General features: G+C 66.9%; 17 protein-coding genes. 4 read left to right on the top strand and 13 right to left on the bottom strand.

Annotated features, from left to right (window positions below):
• Positions 1–9: 9 nt before the first annotated feature.
• The 7 genes from AC1ROX_RS26225 to AC1ROX_RS26195 form a co-directional block, all read right to left on the bottom strand.
• Complete coding sequence (locus tag AC1ROX_RS26225) at positions 10–855, bottom strand: DUF6671 family protein (RefSeq protein ID WP_493130811.1); 846 nt, start codon at positions 853–855, stop codon at positions 10–12.
• Between the two features lie 83 nt (positions 856–938).
• Positions 939–2,132: a M20 aminoacylase family protein gene (locus AC1ROX_RS26220; RefSeq protein WP_493130809.1), complete on the bottom strand. Its 1,194-nt coding sequence runs from the start codon at positions 2,130–2,132 to the stop codon at positions 939–941.
• A 218-nt stretch (positions 2,133–2,350) separates the two neighbouring features.
• Entirely contained in the window at positions 2,351–3,379 is a 1,029-nt protein-coding gene (locus AC1ROX_RS26215) for an ABC transporter ATP-binding protein (RefSeq protein WP_493130807.1), read from the bottom strand.
• On the bottom strand, positions 3,372–4,394 hold the full coding sequence (locus tag AC1ROX_RS26210) for an ABC transporter ATP-binding protein (RefSeq protein WP_493130805.1): 1,023 nt from the start codon (positions 4,392–4,394) through the stop codon (positions 3,372–3,374). Before AC1ROX_RS26210 ends, AC1ROX_RS26215 begins: the two co-directional genes overlap by 8 nt.
• 12 nt (positions 4,395–4,406) lie before the next feature.
• A complete protein-coding gene (locus AC1ROX_RS26205; protein ID WP_493130803.1) occupies positions 4,407–5,357 on the bottom strand; it encodes an ABC transporter permease in 951 nt (316 codons plus the stop codon).
• 1 nt (position 5,358) lies between these two features.
• A complete protein-coding gene (locus AC1ROX_RS26200) occupies positions 5,359–6,354 on the bottom strand; it encodes an ABC transporter permease (protein ID WP_493130801.1) in 996 nt (331 codons plus the stop codon).
• A gap of 103 nt (positions 6,355–6,457) precedes the next feature.
• Positions 6,458–8,074 carry an ABC transporter substrate-binding protein gene (locus AC1ROX_RS26195; RefSeq protein ID WP_493130799.1) on the bottom strand — a complete coding sequence of 539 codons (1,617 nt, stop codon included), beginning with the start codon at positions 8,072–8,074 and terminating at the stop codon, positions 6,458–6,460.
• A 203-nt stretch (positions 8,075–8,277) separates the two neighbouring features.
• On the opposite strand from AC1ROX_RS26195, the gene AC1ROX_RS26190 reads away from it, so the two are divergent.
• From AC1ROX_RS26190 to hemA, 3 genes are all read left to right on the top strand, one after another.
• Positions 8,278–9,687: an aspartate aminotransferase family protein gene (locus AC1ROX_RS26190; protein WP_493130797.1), complete on the top strand. Its 1,410-nt coding sequence runs from the start codon at positions 8,278–8,280 to the stop codon at positions 9,685–9,687.
• Between the two features lie 2 nt (positions 9,688–9,689).
• Positions 9,690–10,046 carry a hypothetical protein gene (locus AC1ROX_RS26185; RefSeq protein WP_493130795.1) on the top strand — a complete coding sequence of 119 codons (357 nt, stop codon included), beginning with the start codon at positions 9,690–9,692 and terminating at the stop codon, positions 10,044–10,046.
• A gap of 116 nt (positions 10,047–10,162) precedes the next feature.
• A complete protein-coding gene (gene hemA, locus AC1ROX_RS26180; protein WP_493130793.1) occupies positions 10,163–11,386 on the top strand; it encodes a 5-aminolevulinate synthase in 1,224 nt (407 codons plus the stop codon).
• 5 nt (positions 11,387–11,391) lie between these two features.
• Here the strand turns inward: hemA and AC1ROX_RS26175 are convergent, their stop codons facing one another.
• Positions 11,392–12,606: an MFS transporter gene (locus AC1ROX_RS26175; protein ID WP_493130791.1), complete on the bottom strand. Its 1,215-nt coding sequence runs from the start codon at positions 12,604–12,606 to the stop codon at positions 11,392–11,394.
• A gap of 70 nt (positions 12,607–12,676) precedes the next feature.
• Here AC1ROX_RS26175 and AC1ROX_RS26170 point away from each other — a divergent pair, with 70 nt between their 5' ends.
• Complete coding sequence (locus AC1ROX_RS26170) at positions 12,677–13,084, top strand: hypothetical protein (protein ID WP_493130789.1); 408 nt, start codon at positions 12,677–12,679, stop codon at positions 13,082–13,084.
• A 21-nt stretch (positions 13,085–13,105) separates the two neighbouring features.
• Here the strand turns inward: AC1ROX_RS26170 and AC1ROX_RS26165 are convergent, their stop codons facing one another.
• The 5 genes from AC1ROX_RS26165 to gor all read right to left on the bottom strand — a co-directional run bounded on the left by AC1ROX_RS26165 (position 13,106) and on the right by gor (position 18,259).
• Positions 13,106–13,477 (bottom strand): hypothetical protein, encoded by a 372-nt coding sequence (locus AC1ROX_RS26165; RefSeq protein ID WP_493130787.1) that lies wholly within the window; start codon positions 13,475–13,477, stop codon positions 13,106–13,108.
• A gap of 8 nt (positions 13,478–13,485) precedes the next feature.
• On the bottom strand, positions 13,486–14,115 hold the full coding sequence (locus tag AC1ROX_RS26160) for a glutathione S-transferase family protein (protein WP_493130785.1): 630 nt from the start codon (positions 14,113–14,115) through the stop codon (positions 13,486–13,488).
• A gap of 16 nt (positions 14,116–14,131) precedes the next feature.
• A complete protein-coding gene (locus AC1ROX_RS26155; protein WP_493130783.1) occupies positions 14,132–15,280 on the bottom strand; it encodes a nicotinate phosphoribosyltransferase in 1,149 nt (382 codons plus the stop codon).
• Between the two features lie 40 nt (positions 15,281–15,320).
• Positions 15,321–16,769, bottom strand: coding sequence for a class II 3-deoxy-7-phosphoheptulonate synthase (locus AC1ROX_RS26150; protein WP_493130781.1), 1,449 nt, complete (start codon positions 16,767–16,769; stop codon positions 15,321–15,323).
• A gap of 95 nt (positions 16,770–16,864) precedes the next feature.
• A complete protein-coding gene (gor, locus tag AC1ROX_RS26145; protein ID WP_493130779.1) occupies positions 16,865–18,259 on the bottom strand; it encodes a glutathione-disulfide reductase in 1,395 nt (464 codons plus the stop codon).
• Positions 18,260–18,329: the final 70 nt, after the last annotated feature.

Here is an 18,329-nt window from a genome sequence, read left to right as displayed (position 1 = left end):
ACTGCGCGCCTACGGCGTTTCGCTCAGGACGACGGGAGTTACTTGAGCTTCACGACAGCTCTTGCAGGAGAGCTTCGGGGCCGTCCGCCGACCGTCCTTGCGCGGGCGGGTCTCGGCGTGGCCGCAGACGGTGCAGCCGTCGATCTCGAAATCGATCCAGTGGGTCGGCGCGCTGCAGGCCTCGCACGGCAGGCCGCGGCGCGACTGGATAAGACCAAATCCCGGCGCGTCGCACTTCGGGCAAAGACACTGCAGACGCTTGGCGAGCTGCCAGCCGGCCGCGCGCAGCACCTTCATGCGGGTCGGATTGCGGTGCGCGCGCATGTCCGAATAGAGGACCGCCAGGCCTTCGGTGGATCGCTCGGCCTCGCGATCCATGGTCGCGATCACCTCTTCCTCGGTGGCGAGGCCCTTCACCGGATGGTCCATGTCGCTGCTGCAGGCGACGAAGACGCCGTAGCGCGGGAAACCCATGGCGCGCAGCACGGCGAGGCGGGCCGGGTCGCCGGCGCGGAAGCGCGACAGCCGCCAGCTCGTATGATGCGTCGGGTAGGTATCGACCAGGCGCAGGCCGCGCTTGCGGTCGATGAAGGCCAGGATCTCGACACCGCTCGAGACCAGCGGCACGCGATCGATCGGTCCGTAGCTGCCCTCGCTCGCCACCGCGCAATCGACGTCCATCGTCCGGAAGGCCAGCTCGGCCTTGAGCAGAGACGTCTCCACCAGCGCATCCGGCCGCGGCACCTCGCCGGAGAAGGTGCCGAGCGTATCGGTGTCCAGTTCCGGGACGGCAACGACTTCAGCGCCGAGCACGCGCTGGAAGGCGGGCCCGAGCGCCCGCTCCTTCTCATGCATCGTCGCCAACCCTATGCGTTGGCCCGCATAGGGATGTCCGGTGGAAGAGACGATGCGAGGCGCCGCCAGGGTATCGATGACGGCTACTCCGCCGCCTGCGGCAGGGCCTCGCGCGCGAGCTGCTGCTCGACCAGGGTCGCCCAGTAGGAGGCGCCGAGCGGCAGGATATCGTCGTTGAAGTCGTAGCCCGGGTTGTGGACCATGCAGCTGCCGGCGCCATCGCCGTTGCCGATCCAGATGTAGCAGCCGGGCTTCGCGAGAAGCATCCAGGCGAAATCCTCGCTGCCCATGGCCGGAGTCGGATTGCGGTTGACGTTCTCCAGCCCGACCAGCGCCGAGGCGGCGTGGGCCGCGAACTCGGTCTCCTGCGTGCTGTTCACCGTCGCGGGGTAGCGCTTCTCGTAGCGCCACTTCACGACCTCGGCGCCGAAGCCCGCCGCGACGTTGCGCGAGATCTTCTCGATGTTCTTCTCGATCAGGTCCTGCACCGGCTTCTTGAAGGTGCGGACGGTGCCGCGCAGCACGCATTCCTGCGGGATCACGTTCCAGGCGTCGCCGGCATGGATCTGCGTCGTCGAGACGACGGCGGTGTCCATCGGATCGACGTTGCGCGCCACGATCGACTGCAGCGCCGTCACGATGTGCGCGCCGACCACGACCGGGTCGATCGTGTACTGCGGCATCGCGCCGTGGCCGCCGACGCCCTTCAGCACCACCTCGAAGATGTCGTAGGCGGCCATCATCGGACCGGGACGGACGGCGAACTTGCCGACCGGGATGCCCGGGATGTTGTGCATGCCGTAGACGCCCTCGACCGGGAACTTCTCGAACAAGCCCTCTTCGACCATCACTCGGCCGCCGCCCTCGTTTTCCTCGGCCGGCTGGAAGATGAAGTAGACGGTGCCGTCGAAGTTCTTGGTCTCGGCGAGATACTTGGCGGCGCCCAGCAGCATCACCGTGTGGCCGTCATGGCCGCAGGCGTGCATCTTGCCAGGGATCGTCGACTTGTGGTCGAACTCGTTGGTCTCGTGGACGTCGAGCGCATCCATGTCGGCGCGCAGGCCGATCGCGCGGCCGGACTTGCCGGACCGAAGCACGCCCACAACGCCGGTCTTGGCCAGGCCGCGATGGACCTCGAGGCCGAAGCTCTTCAGCTTCTCTGCAACGACGTCGGCCGTGCGCACTTCCTCGAAGGCCGTCTCCGGGTGGCTGTGAATGTCATGGCGCCACGCGGTCATATCCTTGTGGAACGAGGCAATGCGGTTGATGACCGGCATCCTTGGATCTCCGTTGAAATTGTTGCGCCGGATCGTAAGCGAGCCCCGCCACAGATCAAGCACGCTCGGCATGCGCCCACGCACATCATGCCTCGTGCGGGAAGTTTGGGGGCCTCTGGGCATGATTCAGGGGCCGCCGACTCCGATTCGTTTGATTCGTTTATTTCGGTTGTTTCGTTTGATCGCCAAAACTTCGAACGAAGTGGGGGACCTTCCGCTTACGCGTAGGTCCGGTCCTCGATCGGCAGCCGGCCCTCTTCGATCGCGTGGCAAGCCACGGTGCCGCCTTCGATCGGCAGCGCCTTGGGGCGCTCGATCTTGCAGCGTTCGTTGGCGAACGGGCAGCGCGGATGGAAGGAGCAGCCCGAGGGCGGGTTGATCGGGCTCGGCACCTCGCCGCCGACCGGGCTGCGCTGGCGGCCGGTCATGTCGAGGTCGGGGATCGTGTCGAGCAGCATCCGCGTGTAGGGGTGCTTCGGCCTCCGGAACAGCGTCTCGGTCGGCGCCACCTCGACCAGGCGGCCGAGATACATCACGCCCACCCGCGTGGAGATATGATAGACGACCGCCAGGTTGTGCGAGATGAACAGGTAGGTGAGCCGCAGGCGCCGCTGCAGGTCGACCATCAGGTTCAGGATCTGCGCCTGCACCGAGACGTCCAACGCCGACGTCGGCTCGTCGCACACCAGGAATTCCGGCTCGCTGGCGAGCGCGCGCGCGATCGAGATGCGCTGGCGCTGGCCGCCCGAGAATTCGTGCGGGTACTTGCGGCCGTCCGCCGGGTTCAGCTTCACCTGCCGCAGCAGCGCCGCGACTCGGGCCTCGAGGTCGGCCTTGCCGGTGGAGAGGCCGAAGGCGCGGATCGGCTCGGCGATGATGTCGAACACGCGCCAGCGCGGATTGAGGCTGGCGAACGGGTCCTGGAAGATCATCTGCATGCGCCGGCGAAGTGCTGCCATGTCCGACCGGCTGTGGCGCCCCGCCATGTCGTTGCCGTCGAACTCGATGCGGCCGGCCGTCGGCGGATAGAGCCCGACCACGAGGCGGGCCACCGTCGACTTGCCGCAGCCCGACTCGCCCACCAGCGAGAAGGTCTCGCCCTTGGCGATCTCGATATCGATCCCGTCGACCGCCTGCACGACCTGACGCGGCCGGCCTTCCAGCTTGCGCACCAGCCAGGGCGCGGAGACATCGAAGTGACGCTTCAGCCCTTCGATGCGGACAAAATCGGCGCCGCCGTCAGGCATCGACCGTCTCCTTGAGGATGGGCGCGCCGACGCCGCCGCGATCGTGCAGCCAGCAGGCCGCCCGTGCGGCGCCGGCCGGCATCAGGTTCGGCCGCTCGACGAGGCAGCGCTGGCCCTTGAACGTGCAGCGCGGATTGAAGGCGCAGCCCGGCGGGATTTCCGTGAGGCGCGGCATGGCGCCGTCGATCTGCGTCAGTCTCTCGCTGCGCACGCCGAGGCTCGGGATCGAGCCCATCAGGCCCTTGGTGTAGGGGTGCTTGGCGTGCTTCACGACCTCGCGCACCGGGCCGATCTCGGCGACCCTGCCGGCATACATCACCGCCACGCGGTCGGCGGTCTCGGCGATCACCCCCATGTCGTGGGTGACCAGCATCACCGCCGTGCCGTGCTCGCGGCACAGCCGCTTCAGGAGCGCGATGATCTGCGCTTGGATCGAGACGTCGAGCGCCGTCGTGGGCTCGTCGGCCACGATGAGGCGCGGGCCGGCGCAGAGTGCCAGCGCGATCACGACCCTCTGGCGCATGCCGCCGGAGAACTGGTGCGGATAATGGTCGATGCGCATCTCGGCGCCGGGAATGCCCACTTCCTTGAGGAGCTCAATCGCCCGCGCCTTCGCCTGCCCGGCCGACAGCGGCATGTGCGTCTGGATCGTCTCGATGAGCTGGCGGCCCACCGAATAGAGCGGATTGAGGCTGGTCAGCGGGTCCTGGAAGATCGCGCCGATCTGCGCGCCGCGGATCCGGCGCATCTCCTCGTAGGGCAGGTTGTCGATGCGCCTTCCTTCGAGGCGGATTTCGCCGCCGGCGATGCGGCCCGGCGGCTCCAGCAGACCGATGATGGCGTTACCGGTCAGCGACTTGCCGGCGCCGGACTCGCCCACCACGCCCAGCACCTCGCCGGGCGCGATGTCGAAGGAAACGTCGTCGACCGCCAGCAAGGTGCCGCGGCGCGTCGGGAACTCGACCCGGAGATTGCGGACTTCGAGGAGCGGCTGGTTGTTCGATGCGGCGGCCATCTTGCGTGACCCCTATCGCAGCTTCGGATTGAGGGCGTCGCGCAGCCAGTCGCCCAGCAGGTTGACGGCCAGAACCAGCGCCGCGAGCGTCACGCCCGGGAAGACGGTGATCCACCAATCGCCCGACTGCAGCACGTCGTTGCCGAGGCGGATCAACGTGCCGAGCGACGGCTCGGTCGAGGGCAGGCCGACGCCGAGGAACGACAGGGTCGCCTCGGTGATGATGGCGAGGCCCAGGTTGATGGTGGCGATGACAAGCACCGGCCCGGTCACGTTGGGCAGCACATGGCGCACCATGATCAGCAGCGGCGACAGGCCGATCACCCGCGCCGCCTGCACATATTCCTTGTTCTTCTCGACCATCACCGAGCCGCGCACCGTGCGCGCATACTGGACCCAGAAGCTGAGGCCGATGGCGCCCACGATGACGAAGACGGCGATCTCGTCGTGCCGCTGCACCGAGATCACGCTGCGCACGATGCCGTCGATCAGCAGCGCCACCAGGATCGCCGGGAAAGTGAGCTGCACGTCGGCGATGCGCATGATCAGCGCGTCGATGGCGCCACCGAAATAGCCGCTGACCAGGCCGAGCGCGATGCCGATGGTCATGGCAACCACGACCGAGGCGAAACCCACCACCAGCGACAGCCGCGTGCCGTACATGATCGAGGACAGGATGTCCCTGCCCTGGTCGTCGGTGCCAAGCGGGAAAGCCCAGTCACCGTCGGGAGACAGTAGCACCGGCGGCTTCAGCCCGTCGCTGAGGCTGAGGGTCGCCGGATCGAACGGCGTGTGCGGCGCCAGCACCGGCGAGAGGAACGCGATCAGGACGATCAGGATCGTTCCCACGGCGGCCACGACCGTGAGCTTGGAGGACTTGAAGCTCCACCAGATGTCGCTGTCGGTGAGGCGGTGCAGCCAGCCAGCCGTGGCGTTGGGCGTCGTGGTCGAACGGTCGCTCATCTCAATGTCCCGCCACGCGCGCCGCCCCGCCCTGGCTGCGCAGGCGCGGATCGACGACGAAATACAGAAGATCGACCGTGAGGTTGATCAGCACGAACAGAAGACCGATCAGCATCAGGTAGGCCGCCATCACCGGGATGTCGGAGAATTGCACCGACTGGATGAAGAGCTGGCCGACACCCGGCCAGGCGAACACCGTCTCGGTGACGATGGCGAAGGCGATCAGGGCGCCGAGCTGCAGGCCGGTGACGGTGATGACCGGCACCAGCGTGTTCTTCAACGCATGGCCGAAGTTGATGGCGCGGTTGGTGAGGCCCCTCGCCCGCGCGAACTTGATGTAGTCGGTGCGCATGACTTCCAGCATCTCCGAGCGCACCAGGCGCATCAGGAGCGTCAGTTGGAAGAGACCCAGGGTGATCGACGGCAGGATCAGCGCCTGCAGGCCCTTGATCGTGAGGAAATTGGTCGGCCACCAGCCGAACAGCATGACCGTCTCGCCGCGCCCGAAGGACGGCAGCCAATGCAGCCAGACCGCAAAGACGAGGATCAGCAGGATGCCGATCACGAAGGTCGGCAACGAGATGCCTATGAGCGACACCGCCTGCATCAGCCGGCTCGACCAGTGTTTGGGATAGAGGCCGGTATAGACGCCCATGGGAACGCCCACGAACAGCGCGAAGACGGCGGCGCAAAACGAAAGTTCCAGGGTCGCCGGCATACGCTCCACGATCATCCGGCCGACCGGCTCGGAGGTGCGGTAGCTCAACCCGAACTTGCCCTGCGCCGCATTGCCGATGAAACGCAGGAACTGGATCGGCGGCGCGTCGTTCAGGCCGAGCCGCTCGCGCAGCGCCTCGCGCTCACTCGCCGGCGTGTCCTGGCCGACCATCGAGTTGATCGGGTCGCCGACGTAGCGAAAGAGTGAAAAGGCCACCAGACCGACCGTCAGCAGGACGGCGATCGATTGAAGAAGTCTTCTGAGGATAAAGGCGAGCATTTGCTGTTCTTGGCCTGGCGCAGCCCTAGCAGGAATGACGCCAGAACGGAACCGGCCCCGGTCGCAGTGTGCCTGCGCCGGGGCCGGTCGTCGGTTGCCGAAGCTACTTCAGGTTGACGAAGCGCAGCGGGAAGCTGTTGTCGGCCGGCTGGACCAGCTCGACGTTCTTGCGCGTCGCCCAGACCAGCGCCTGCTGGTGCAGCGGGATGTACGCGAAGTCGTCGACATAGAGCTTGGTGGCCTCGGCGATCATGGCGTCGCGCTTGGCCTTGTCGGTCTCGACCTCGACCTTGGCCGACAGATCGTCGAACTTCTTGTTCGAGTAGCCGCCGGCGTTATAGAGGCCCTTCTTGGCCTTCGCGTCCGGCGTCTGGATGATCTGCTCGAACACGTTATGCACGTCGTAGGTCGTCGCCGGCGACCAGCCCAGCATGTAGAAGCTGGTGTTGCTCGGCTTGCCGTCCGAGGTGCTGCGCAGGATCTTGGCGAAGTACAGATTGCGCGTCTGGGCGCGCAGATTCACCTTGATGCCGATCTTGGCCAGCATCGCCACGACGGCCTGGCAGATCTTCTCGTCGTTGACGTAGCGATCGTTCGGGCAGTCCATGCCGGTCTCGAAGCCGTTCGGATAGCCGGCATCGGCCAGCATCTTCTTGGCTTCCTCGGGCTTCAGCAGCGCCGGGCGCTTGTCGAGGTCCTTGGTGTAGCCGTTGATGCCCGGAGCGACCATCAGGTTCGTCGGGAACGACTGGCCGCGCATCACGGTGCGCTTGATCGCGTCGACGTCGATCGAACGGTGCATCGCCTCACGGACGCGCTTGTCCTTGAAGGGGTTCTTGCCCTTGACGTTCGACTCGACCAGCTCGTCGCGCTCCTGGTCGAAGCCGAGGAACACGACGCGCGTCTCCGGCCCTTCCAGGACCTTGATGTTGGCGTCCTTCTTGAGGTTGTCGGTGTCGGCCGGCGGGACCTCGTAGGTCATGTCGATGTCGCCGGCCTTGAGCGCGGCGATGCGGGTCGCGGCATTCGGCACCGGCGTGAACACCACCTCGGTGAGGTTGTGGACCGGCTTGTCCCACCAGGTCGGATTCGGCACGAGCACCGTCTTCTCGCCGGCGCGGCGCTCCTTCAGCATGAAGGGGCCGGTGCCCATGGCGTTGCGGGTCGCGAAGTTCTCCTCGTTCTTGATCATGTCCGCGGGCTGGGCGGCGTTGTTCTTCTCGGCCCAGGCCTTCGACATGATCGAGATCGACGCCCACTTGTCGGCGAGCAGCGGGTCGGGAACGCTGGTCGTCACCTCGACGCGGTGGTCGTTGATCTTCTTGATTTCCTTCATCGAGGAGAAGTTGCCGTTGACGTTCGAGCCCGGGCCGTTGGCGCGGTTGATCGAGAAGATGACGTCGTCGGCCGTGAACGGGGTGCCGTCGCTGAACTTCACGCCCTCGCGCAGGTCGAAGAACCAGGTGGTCGGGCTGGTCTGGCCCCACTTGGTCGCGAGCGCCCGCTCGAGCTTCAGGTCCTTGTCGCGGCGGACCAGCGGGTCGTAGATGTTCGCGGTGAAGGTCAGGAGGAAGGTCTCCTGGCGGGCATAGGGGTCCATCGAGCTGACGTCGCCCGAATTGGCCCACTTGAAGGTCTTGGCGTCGGCCGCCGGCGCCATTGCGAACGTCGCGCAGGCAAGCGCCGTCAGCGCCACTGAATGCCGCAGATTGAAGTGCATGGATCTACCCCTTCGAATGGTCCCCGTTGGCTGACGCAGGTGAGCCTCCCCGGCCGCCGGCCCTGCGTCCGCGCATATCTCACCCTAGTTGCACCCGACCGCCGACCGCGTCAATTGCACAAAAAATTTGCATGGCCAGATACAGTGTACTTCGGCCTCGGGCGGGCTATCGTGCGCGCCACCATTGTTCCAGGGGTACCGGCATGAACGACGTCTCTCGCAGCTTCCGCGGCAATTCCAACGCTTCGCGGGACATTGCCCATCATCTCCACCCCTACACCAACTTCAAGAAGCACGAGCAGACCGGTCCGCTGACCATCGTCCGCGGTCGCGGCGTCTACGTCATGGACGACGACGGCAAGGAATATATCGAGGGCATGGCGGGCCTCTGGTCGGCCGCCCTGGGCTTCAGCAACGAGCGGCTGGCGACCGTCGCCTACGAGCAGATGAAGCAGCTGCCATTCTATCACGCCTTCAACCAGCGCTCCCATGAGCCCGCGATCAACCTCGCGGAGAAGCTGAAGTCGATGGCGCCGGTCGAGATGTCGAAGGTGTTCTTCGCCAACTCCGGTTCCGAGGCCAACGACACCGTCGTGAAGATGGTGTGGTACATGAACAATGCGCTGGGCCGTCCGCAGAAGAAGAAGATCGTCTCGCGCACCAAGGGCTATCACGGCGTCACTGTCGCCTCGGCCAGCCTCACCGGCCTGCCGGTCAACCACCGCTCGTTCGACTTGCCGATCCAGGGCGTGCTCCACACGACCTGCCCGCACTTCTACCGCTTCGGCGTCGAGGGCGAGACCGAGGAGCAGTTCGCCACGCGCTGCGCCGAGGAACTCGAGGCGCTGATCATCAAGGAAGGCGGCGCCGACCAGGTGGCCGCGATGATCTGCGAGCCGGTCATGGGTGCCGGCGGCGTCATCGTCCCGCCCAAGGGCTACTATGAGAAGATCCAGGCGGTCTGCACCAAGTACGACATGCTGTTCATCGCCGACGAGGTGATCTGCGGCTTCGGACGCACCGGCAATGTCTGGGGCAGCCAGACGATGAACATCAAGCCGGACATCCTGACCTGCGCCAAGGCGCTGTCGGCGTCGTTCCTGCCGATCTCGGCGGTGATGGTGAACGAGAAGGTCTACCAGGCGCTGATGAGCGAGAGCGACAAGGTCGGCACCTGGGGCCACGGCTTCACCTACTCCGGCCATCCGGTCGCCGCCGCCGTCGCGCTCGAGGCGCAGAAGATCTACGACGAGACCGACCTGTTCGGTCACGCCAAGCGCATGAGCCCGATCTTCACCAAGCACGTGCAGTCGTTCGCCGACCATCCGCTGGTCGGCGAGGCGATGAGCGTCGGCATGATGGGCGCCATCGAGATCGTCGCCGACAAGAAGACCAAGACGCCGTTCGACCTCGTCGCGGTCGGCGCCGGCATGCGCGTCTACAACCACGCCGTGGCGCGCGGCCTGTTCATCCGCAACATGGGCGACCGCGTCGCGATCTGCCCGCCGCTGGTCATCAACGAGACCGAGCTCGACGACCTGTTCGGACGCCTGCACCAGTCGTTCGACGCAGCCCTCGCCGACCTCAAGTCGGAAGGCCTGTTCAAGGGCTGATCGTGAGCGCTGGCTCCGAAGGCGGCGGCGCGGACTCCGTCCGCACGCCGCCCTTCGGGACGAGCCAGCGCATCCGCACCCGCGCGATCTGGGCGGTGTCGCTGTTCACCGCCGCGATCCCGCCGGCCGTCGTGGGTCTCGGCATCTCGACGGCCACCGACGACCAGGTGAACGTCGCGATGCCCCTCGCCCTCCTCTTCTGGGCGCTGGGGTTTTTGTTTGCCCTGTGGGCCGCCGTCCCGACCTTGCGTTACTGGGACGGCCTGCCGGGGCAGACCCGCTGGCTGGGTTCCCTGCCCCTTCTCTCGGTCTCGCTCTTCCTCAGCATCGCGCTCATCGTGCCGCTGCTGCTGCGCTGACGATCTCCGCAAACCTGCGAACCATTCTTAGTTGCCGTCACACTCCCGCGACCAATTGTGTCGCTTGGGAGAATCCTGTTGCGACTAAAATCGGCGCGCGGGAGACAAGCGCCGAAATGGATTACGAAGCCTTCTTCAACGGCCATCTCGGCCGCCTTCGTGACGAGGGACGCTATCGCGTCTTCGCCGAACTGGAACGCATCGTCGGCGCCTTTCCGCGCGCCCGCCTGCATCGCGAGGGCGAAGCGCCGCGCGACGTCACCGTCTGGTGCAGCAACGACTATCTCGCCATGGGCCAGCATCCAGCTGTCGTCGAGGCGATGCAGGCCGCGATCGGCGCCCAGGGTTCGGGGGCCGGCGGCACGCGCAACATCTCCGGCACCAACACGCTGCATGCCGCGCTGGAGCGCGAGCTGGCCGCTCTTCACGGCAAGGAAGCCGCCCTCGTCTTCACCTCGGGCTATGTCGCCAACGAGACGACCCTGCAGACGCTGGGCGCCATGCTGCCGGGCTGCGAGCTCTATTCCGACGCCTTCAACCACGCCTCGATGATTGCGGGCATCCGCCATTCCGGCGCGACGCGCCGCATCTTCCGGCACAACGATCCGCGCCATCTCGAAGACCTGCTGTCGGCTTCCGATCCCGCGACGCCCAAGGTCGTGGCCTTCGAATCGGTCTATTCGATGGACGGCGACATCTCGCCGATCGCCGAGATCTGCGACGTCGCGCATCGCCACGGCGCCCTCACCTATCTCGACGAGGTCCATGCCGTCGGCATGTACGGCGCGCGCGGCGCGGGCGTGGCCGAGCGCGACGGCGTGCTCGACAAGGTCGACATCGTCCAGGCGACGCTCGCCAAGGCCTTCGGCGTGGTCGGCGGCTACATCGCCTCGACAGCAGCGACGGTCGATTTCGTGCGCTCCTGCGGCTCGGGCTTCATCTTCACGACCTCGCTGCCGCCGGCGATCGCCGCCGCGGCGCTGGCCAGCGTGCGCCTCGTCAGCAGCCAGCCGGAGCTGCGCACCCGCCACCAGGAACGTGCCACCACCCTGAAGCGCCGTCTTGCCGGCGCCGGCCTGCCGGTCATGCCCTCGACGACCCACATCGTGCCGGTCTTCGTGGGCGATGCCGCGCTGTGCAAGCAGGCCAGCGACCTGCTGCTGGAGCGCCACGCGATCTACGTGCAGCCGATCAACTATCCCACCGTGCCGCGCGGCACCGAACGCCTGCGCCTTACGCCGACGCCACTGCACGGCGACGACGAGATCGCGCGGCTGGTCGCTGCCCTGCAGGATGTCTGGCAGACGCTGGGCCTCGGCTCCCGCGTCGCTGCGGAGTAACTTCGCTACTCCACCGTCCGCATCGACCACAGGCGCGAGCGCAGCAGGACGATCGCGATCATCAAGAGCATCGCGAGCGCCGGGATCAGCAGCGCGGCCTTGAGGCCCCAGACCGAGCAGATCGTGCCGGTGAGGAAGGCGCCGATCGGGCCGCCGCCGCTCAGGCCGAGCTGGAACAGCGACATCAGGCGCGCGCGATGGGTGGCCGGCGCCACGATCTGAACCACCGTGCGGCTCTGCGTCATGGTGATGCCGGCGCCGAGGCCCCAGACGAAGACCAGCGCCAGGAACACCGGGAACGGCGGCAGTTGCGAGAGCGACAGCAGCACCATGGCGCCGACCAGCACGGCGCTGCCGATCAGGCGTCCGCGAAGGGTCAGCCGCCGCGCAAGGGCAACCAGCGACATGCTGGCGATGATCGTCGCGGCCCAGAAGGCCAGGTTCATGTAGGAAAGCTCGGCGGCGCCGCCGGCATAGTGATCGCGGATCGCCAGCGGCAGCACCGCCATGAACGGCCCGACATAGAAGATGCCGACGCCGAAGTTCAGCAGCAGGACCGGCCAGATCTGGTCCGATTTCGCGGCAGCCGAGACGCCGTCGCCGACGCTGCGCCAGAAGCCGGGATGCTCGGCCTTCGGATGCGGCGGTGGGTCGGGCAGCCGGCGCACGAAGAGGGCACCCGCCAGCACCATGGCCGAATGCAGCGCCAGAAGCGGCAGGGGGCCGAACCAGTCGGCGGTCGAGGCGCAGGCGATGCCGACCAGCTGGCCGACGAACTGCAACGCCGTCGCCAGCGCCACGGCTTTCGGCAGGCCGCCCTTGGGCGCCACGACCGGCAGCAGGGCATCGCGGGTCGGGATGGCGAAGGCACCGATGGCGCCGGCGGCGATGCCGTAGGCGATCAGCAGCGGGTAACTGAGGCCGCCCGACCACAGGACGAGCGCCAGCGCGAGCGGCGGCAGGGCATAGAGCAGGTGATAGCGCAGCAGGAGCGCACGGGCATTGCCGCGGTCGGCGACCAGCCCGCCCAGCGGCAGGAACAGCAGCGACGGCGCCATGACGGCTGCCTGCGCGACCCCCACCGCAAAGGCGTCCATGTGCAGCACCACGGCGACCAGCCATGGGAACAGCACCATCTGGATGCCGAGAGGCACGAACCAGCTGGCGAGGCCCGCCAGGTAGGCGGGGAAGGCATTCACAGGGGGCTTGCCTTGATCCAAGGCACATCCATCTATATCTTGTAAGCACTTAGTGCCCGTTGCTCATGCAATAGTCAAAGGCGCAATGCCCGTGTCGACCTTCAATCGCAACACCCTGGTCAAGGTCCTCGAGATCCTCGACAGCAGCCACGCCCAGGAGGCGCTGGCGGCCGCCAAGCTTGCCTCGGCCATGATACGCGAAGCGGGCCTCACCTGGGATGACGTGATCGATACAACGGTCCTGCCGCGGACCGCCGCGCCCTCGTCGGCGCAAGAGGCCGTCCCCGCCCGCTCGCCCGGCACCGGCCCGTTCGGCTATCGCCGCGAACGCGAACTGTCGCCGCACGAGCAGTTCTTCATGGTGCTGCTGAGCCCGCGCACGCCGGTCGACATCAAGCGCAAGCTGCGCGCCTGGGAAGGCCGCGTGCTGGACGGCGAGATCACGCCGCAGGAGAGCGCCGACCTCCAGTTCATGTACCAGAGCTTCGTGGTCGGCTGAGGCCGGCCTCACGCGGCCGGACTACAGAGGCTGGCGCGTGATCCACCGCCGGGCATCCTCGACATTGTCGAAAATACGCATCGGCCGCGGAGCCGATGCCATGATCCCCAGCAGGCGCGACATGGGCTGGGCCCGCTCTGCGGAGAGCGCCACGGCCAGCGCTCCCACGGGGCCCGCCTCGTGCCCTGCCCTGATCCTGACGCCGATCGCCATGAGATCCTCGGCCGTCATGGATGTCATGCAGTGCATCACGTCGAACAGCTTGCGATATGAGAGCAGGTCGCCGCTTCCCAGAACGTCCAGGAAGGCATCGGCTTCGCTGCGCATGACGTCGCCCTCGGCGACGACGGCGAGCAGGCGCTTTCGCGAATCGATCTTCCAGTGAACCGGCACGGAAGGCGTCAGGCCGCGAGCAGGACGCTCTGCTCGCGCTCCAGCACACGCATCACGGCCGGCCGCGCCAGCATGCGGTCCTTCCATTCCGTGTAGTTCTTGAGTTCCGCCACCGGCAGGCCGATGCGCTTGCCCCAGCCGTAGAAGACCAGCGCATAGCCGTCGACGACGGAGAACTCGTCGCCCAGGATCCAGGTCTTGCCCGCCAGGAGACCGTCGATCTCCTTGAGATTGGCGAAGAAGTTCTCGCGGCCGACGGCCTTGAGATGGTCGAACACGGCGGTGTCCGTGGCGAAGCGCTCGGGACGGCCGATATGGGTGAAGTTCGGGTGCACGGCGTTGGAGAACCAGGCCATCAGCGAGATCGCGCGGGCCCGCGCCACCGGATCCTTCGGCATCAGGTGCGGCGCGTACTTGGTGGCGATGTAGTCGAGGATCGCGGTGTTCTCGACGATCGTCCCCTCGTCCACCACCAGCGCCGGCACGCGGCCGCGCGGATTGACCTTCAGATATTCGGGCGTCCGCTGCTCGGCCTTGGCAAAGGACAGCGCCTGCGAGTCATACGTCGCCCCGCTCTCCTCGATACCGATATGCGATGCGGTCGAGCAGGCGCCCGGTGCGAAATAGAGCTTGAGCATGTGGGCCTCGGGAGGGTTAGAGCGGCTTGGTGGCGTCGGCCGGGCGGTTGCGGTGGAGGAATTCGCGGCCGATCTTCACGCGCTTCTCGCCGTCATATTCGACGATGTCGGCGGTGGCGTAGGTCTCCGACCAGTTCGACGGCAGGAACGAGCCCGAGCCGACCACGTCGATCGGCGCCTTGGCCTCGGCCATGACACGGCACTTGGCCGGACCGAAGCCCGACGAGGCCACGATCTTCACCTTGTCGAAGCCGTTGCGGTCGAGCTCGGCGCGCAGGTGGAAGATCGCCGCCGCCGACACGCCGGTGCCGACGAGGAAGCGCAGCTCCTCCTCGCTGCGGTAGCCGCGGATCGATTCCGGGGAGAAGCGCTCCAGCACCGCATAGGACGAGGCGGGATCGAGGCCCTCGATGTAACGGCCGCCCGTCGTATCGAGACGCAGCGACAGGTTCCCCGCCGCAGCGAGTTCGGGAAAGCGCCGGCAGACTTCCAGCGAGTCGGAGATCTCGCGCGCAAAGTAGTCGACCAGCACGGTCATTCCTTCCGTCGGGAAGGTCTCGTGGAACATCTCGGCGGCACGCAAGGTCGAGCCGGCATAGCCGATCAGCGCGTGCGGCATGGTGCCGAGGCCGTATTCGCGGCCGAAGTAATGCGCCGTGGCATGGGTGGCGTTGCCGATGAAGCCGACGGCGCCGACCTTGCGCTTGGCGCGCGCCGAGCCGACCGAGGCTGCATAGGCCATCATCTCGGCCATCTCGCGGCCCGCACAGTGACGTGCGTCCATGGCGAGGAAGGCCGACTTCGGCATGTCCGCGCACATGGTCCAGGCATTGTAGGCCGCCACGCAGGCGGGCCCGAGCTTCTGCAGGAAGATCGTCTCGAGGTCGACCAGGTGGAAGAAGGAGCCGGTGATGTACATCATCGGCTCGCCGGCGCCGACCCACTTGCCCTCGCGATAACGCATATCGAGGTCGAGCTTGGTGTTGCGCGCGCGGCCGGTCTCCTCCAGCCATTCGAGCGCCAGCCGCGGGGCGAACACCACGGGACGCCGCATGAAGATCGCGTAGGTGACCGTGCAGTCGCCGAACTTGCCGATCACCTGCTTCGAGCGATTGAAGTAGTGATCGGTGTAGCGTTCGATCTCGCCATTCTCTGGATGCGTCATCGGCCCTCCCCGGCCTCTAGCGCGTCAGGCCTCGCGTCGGTCAGACGGCCGGGCGCGCCCTTGCGACCGACAGGCGCTCCGCCTTGAGCTGCTCGGCGAGCAGGAAGGCGAGTTCCAGCACCTGGCTGGCGTTGAGCCGCGGGTCGCACTGCGTCTCGTAGCGTTCGTTGAGGTTGTCGACGGTGATGTCGGTCGAGCCGCCGATGCACTCCGTGACTTCCTGGCCGGTCATCTCGAAATGCACGCCACCCGGATGGGTGCCCTCGGCGCGATGCACGGCGAAGAACGCCTTCACCTCGTTCAGGATCGAATCGAAGTGGCGGGTCTTGCGGCCGTTGTTCGCCGTGATGGTGTTGCCGTGCATCGGGTCGCACGACCAGACGACGGACTTGCCGGCGCGCTCGACCGCGCGCACCAGCGGCGGCAGCTTCTCGGCCACCTTCTCCGCGCCCATGCGGACGATCAGCACGATGCGACCGGGCTCGTTCGCCGGGTTCAGCGTATCGATCAGGCGCAGCGTGTCGTCGGTCGAGAGCGACGGGCCGCACTTGAAGCCGATCGGGTTGCGGACGCCGCGCAGGAACTCGACATGCGCGCCGTCGGGCTGGCGGGTGCGGTCGCCGATCCACAGCATGTGGGCCGAGCAGTCGTACCAGTCGCCCGAGGTCGAATCGACGCGGGTCAGCGCCTCCTCGTACTGCAGCAGCAGCGCTTCGTGGCTGGTGAAGAAGTCGGTCTCGGCGATCTGCGGCGTCGTCGCCGAGCTGAGCCCGCAGGCGGCCATGAAGTTCAGCGTCTCGTCGAGGCGCGCGGCCAGGTCCTGGTAGCGCGCCGAGGCCGGCGAGTTGCGCACGAAGTCGAGGTTCCAGCGGTTGACCTCATGCAGGTCGGCATAGCCGCCCTGGGCGAAGGCGCGCAGCAGGTTCAGCGTCGCGGCCGACTGGTTGTAGGCCTGCACCATGCGCTCCGGATCGGGCAGGCGCGCGGCGGCAGTGAACTCGAAGCCGTTGACGTTGTCGCCGCGATAGGACGGCAGCTCGACGTCGCCGATCTTCTCGACATTCGAGGAGCGCGGCTTGGCGAACTGGCCGGCCATGCGGCCGACCTTAACGACCGGCACGCCGGCGCCGTAGGTCAGCACGACGGCCATCTGCAGCAGCACGCGGAACGTGTCGCGGATGTTGTTGGCGGTGAAGTCGGCGAAGCTCTCGGCGCAATCGCCGCCCTGCAGCAGGAAGGCTTCGCCATTGGCGACCTTGGCCAGCGACGCCTTGAGCTTGCGCGCCTCGCCGGCAAAGACCAGCGGCGGATAGCGGCGCAGGCGGGCCTCGGCGCCCGCCAAGGTGGCGGCGTCCGGATAGACCGGCATCTGCAGGGCCGGCCGGCTGCGCCAGCTGGTCAGCGACCAGTCGGGTGCGCTCGAGCTGCGGGACTGGCCCTTTGCGGGGCTGCGCGAATCGGCCCTGGACTGGCCCTGGATCGCGGTCATCGACTCCTCCTCGACCCGCGGGCCAAAGGGGCCGGCGGGGTGGGTGAACCTATACGTGCTGTGGATAAAAGGCCAGCCGCGAGGCCGGCCTTGTTCTACTCCGCGGCTGCCCGGGTCGGGGTCGAATCCGCCCGCGCCGTGCGCATGGTTACGAACTCCTCGCCGGCGGTCGGATGGATGCCGACCGTGGCGTCGAAATGGGCCTTGGTGGCGCCGGCCTTCATGGCGACGGCCAGGCCCTGGATCAGCTCGGCCGCGTCGTCGCCCACCATGTGGATGCCGACCACCCGGTCGGTCGCGTCTTCCACGATCATCTTCATGAAGGTGCGCTGGTGGCGGCCGGAGATCGTGTACTTCATCGGCCGGAACGCCGCCGTGTAGATGCGGATGTCGCCGAGCTGCAGCCTGGCCTGCTCCTCGCTCAGGCCGACATTGGCCATCTCGGGCTGGCAGAAGACCGCCGACGGCACGTCGTGATGGTTGGCCTTGCGCGGCTTATTGCCGAACTCGGTGTCGGCGAAGCAGTGGCCCTCCATGAGCGCGACCGGCGTCAGATTGATGCGGTCGGTGACGTCGCCCACCGCCCAGATATTGTCGGCCGTGGTCTTCGACCATTCGTCGACCGCGATGGCGCCTGCCTTGTTGAGCTGTACGCCCGCCTTCTCCAGCCCGATGCCCGAGGTATTGGGCGCGCGGCCGGTCGCATACATGATGCAGTCGGTTTCGATCATGCCGCCGTGCGGCGTGTGAAGTTCGAACGGGCCGCTCTTGCCGTCGGCGCCCTTGGCGACGATGCGGCCGATCTCGGTCTCGGTGCGCATGCGGATGCCGCTGTCCTTCAGCGCCTCATGGACGAAGGTGCGGCACTCCTCGTCGAAGCCGCGCAGCACGCGGTCGCGGCGCAGCACCAGATCGACCTTGGCGCCGAGCCCGTGGAAGATGCCGGCGAACTCGACGGCGATGTAGCCCGCGCCGACGATGGTGATGCGCTTGGGCAGCTCGGGCAGATGGAAGGCATCGCTCGAGGTGATTGCCAGCTCGCAGCCCGGGATCGAGGGGATCACCGGATGGCCGCCAGTCGCGATCAGGATCTTCTCGGCGGTGATCGTCTCCTCGCCGACCTGGATCGTATGACGGTCCATCAGGCGGCCCCGGCCCATATGCAGCTTCACACCGGCGCCGTCGAGCAGGCGCAGGTAGACCGCGTTCAGCCGGTCGACTTCCCGGTTCACGTTGTCCCGCAGGGTTGCCCAGGCATGGGTCGGCGGCTGCACGATCCAGCCGTAGGCTGCCGCGTCCTCGAACTCGTGCGCGAACTTGGAGCCGTACATCAGCAGCTTCTTCGGCACGCAGCCGCGGATCACGCAGGTCCCGCCGACGCGGTAATCCTCGCAGATGCCGACGCGCGCGCCGTGGGTCGCCGCGATGCGCGAGGCGCGCACGCCGCCCGAGCCGGCGCCGATGACAAAGAGATTGTAATCATACGCCATGGGTTATCCCCAGAGAGAACAAAACCTCAACGCGGCCATAATTCGGTCGCCGGGCAGACTATATCGGGGC

Source organism: Reyranella sp. GW821-FHT14A01, from assembly GCF_058803965.1.
Note: the sequence above shows the minus strand (reverse complement) of the source record. Positions and strands in the feature narration are given on the sequence as shown.

Coding starts and splice junctions, on each gene's coding strand:
- AC1ROX_RS26225 (WP_493130811.1), bottom strand. CDS start 855: ATGCATGAGAAGGAGCGGGCGCTCGGGCCCGCCTTCCAGCGCGTGCTC.
- AC1ROX_RS26220 (WP_493130809.1), bottom strand. CDS start 2,132: ATGCCGGTCATCAACCGCATTGCCTCGTTCCACAAGGATATGACCGCG.
- AC1ROX_RS26215 (WP_493130807.1), bottom strand. CDS start 3,379: ATGCCTGACGGCGGCGCCGATTTTGTCCGCATCGAAGGGCTGAAGCGT.
- AC1ROX_RS26210 (WP_493130805.1), bottom strand. CDS start 4,394: ATGGCCGCCGCATCGAACAACCAGCCGCTCCTCGAAGTCCGCAATCTC.
- AC1ROX_RS26205 (WP_493130803.1), bottom strand. CDS start 5,357: ATGAGCGACCGTTCGACCACGACGCCCAACGCCACGGCTGGCTGGCTG.
- AC1ROX_RS26200 (WP_493130801.1), bottom strand. CDS start 6,354: ATGCTCGCCTTTATCCTCAGAAGACTTCTTCAATCGATCGCCGTCCTG.
- AC1ROX_RS26195 (WP_493130799.1), bottom strand. CDS start 8,074: ATGCACTTCAATCTGCGGCATTCAGTGGCGCTGACGGCGCTTGCCTGC.
- AC1ROX_RS26190 (WP_493130797.1), top strand. CDS start 8,278: ATGAACGACGTCTCTCGCAGCTTCCGCGGCAATTCCAACGCTTCGCGG.
- hemA (WP_493130793.1), top strand. CDS start 10,163: ATGGATTACGAAGCCTTCTTCAACGGCCATCTCGGCCGCCTTCGTGAC.
- AC1ROX_RS26160 (WP_493130785.1), bottom strand. CDS start 14,115: ATGCTCAAGCTCTATTTCGCACCGGGCGCCTGCTCGACCGCATCGCAT.
- AC1ROX_RS26155 (WP_493130783.1), bottom strand. CDS start 15,280: ATGACGCATCCAGAGAATGGCGAGATCGAACGCTACACCGATCACTAC.
- AC1ROX_RS26150 (WP_493130781.1), bottom strand. CDS start 16,769: ATGACCGCGATCCAGGGCCAGTCCAGGGCCGATTCGCGCAGCCCCGCA.
- gor (WP_493130779.1), bottom strand. CDS start 18,259: ATGGCGTATGATTACAATCTCTTTGTCATCGGCGCCGGCTCGGGCGGC.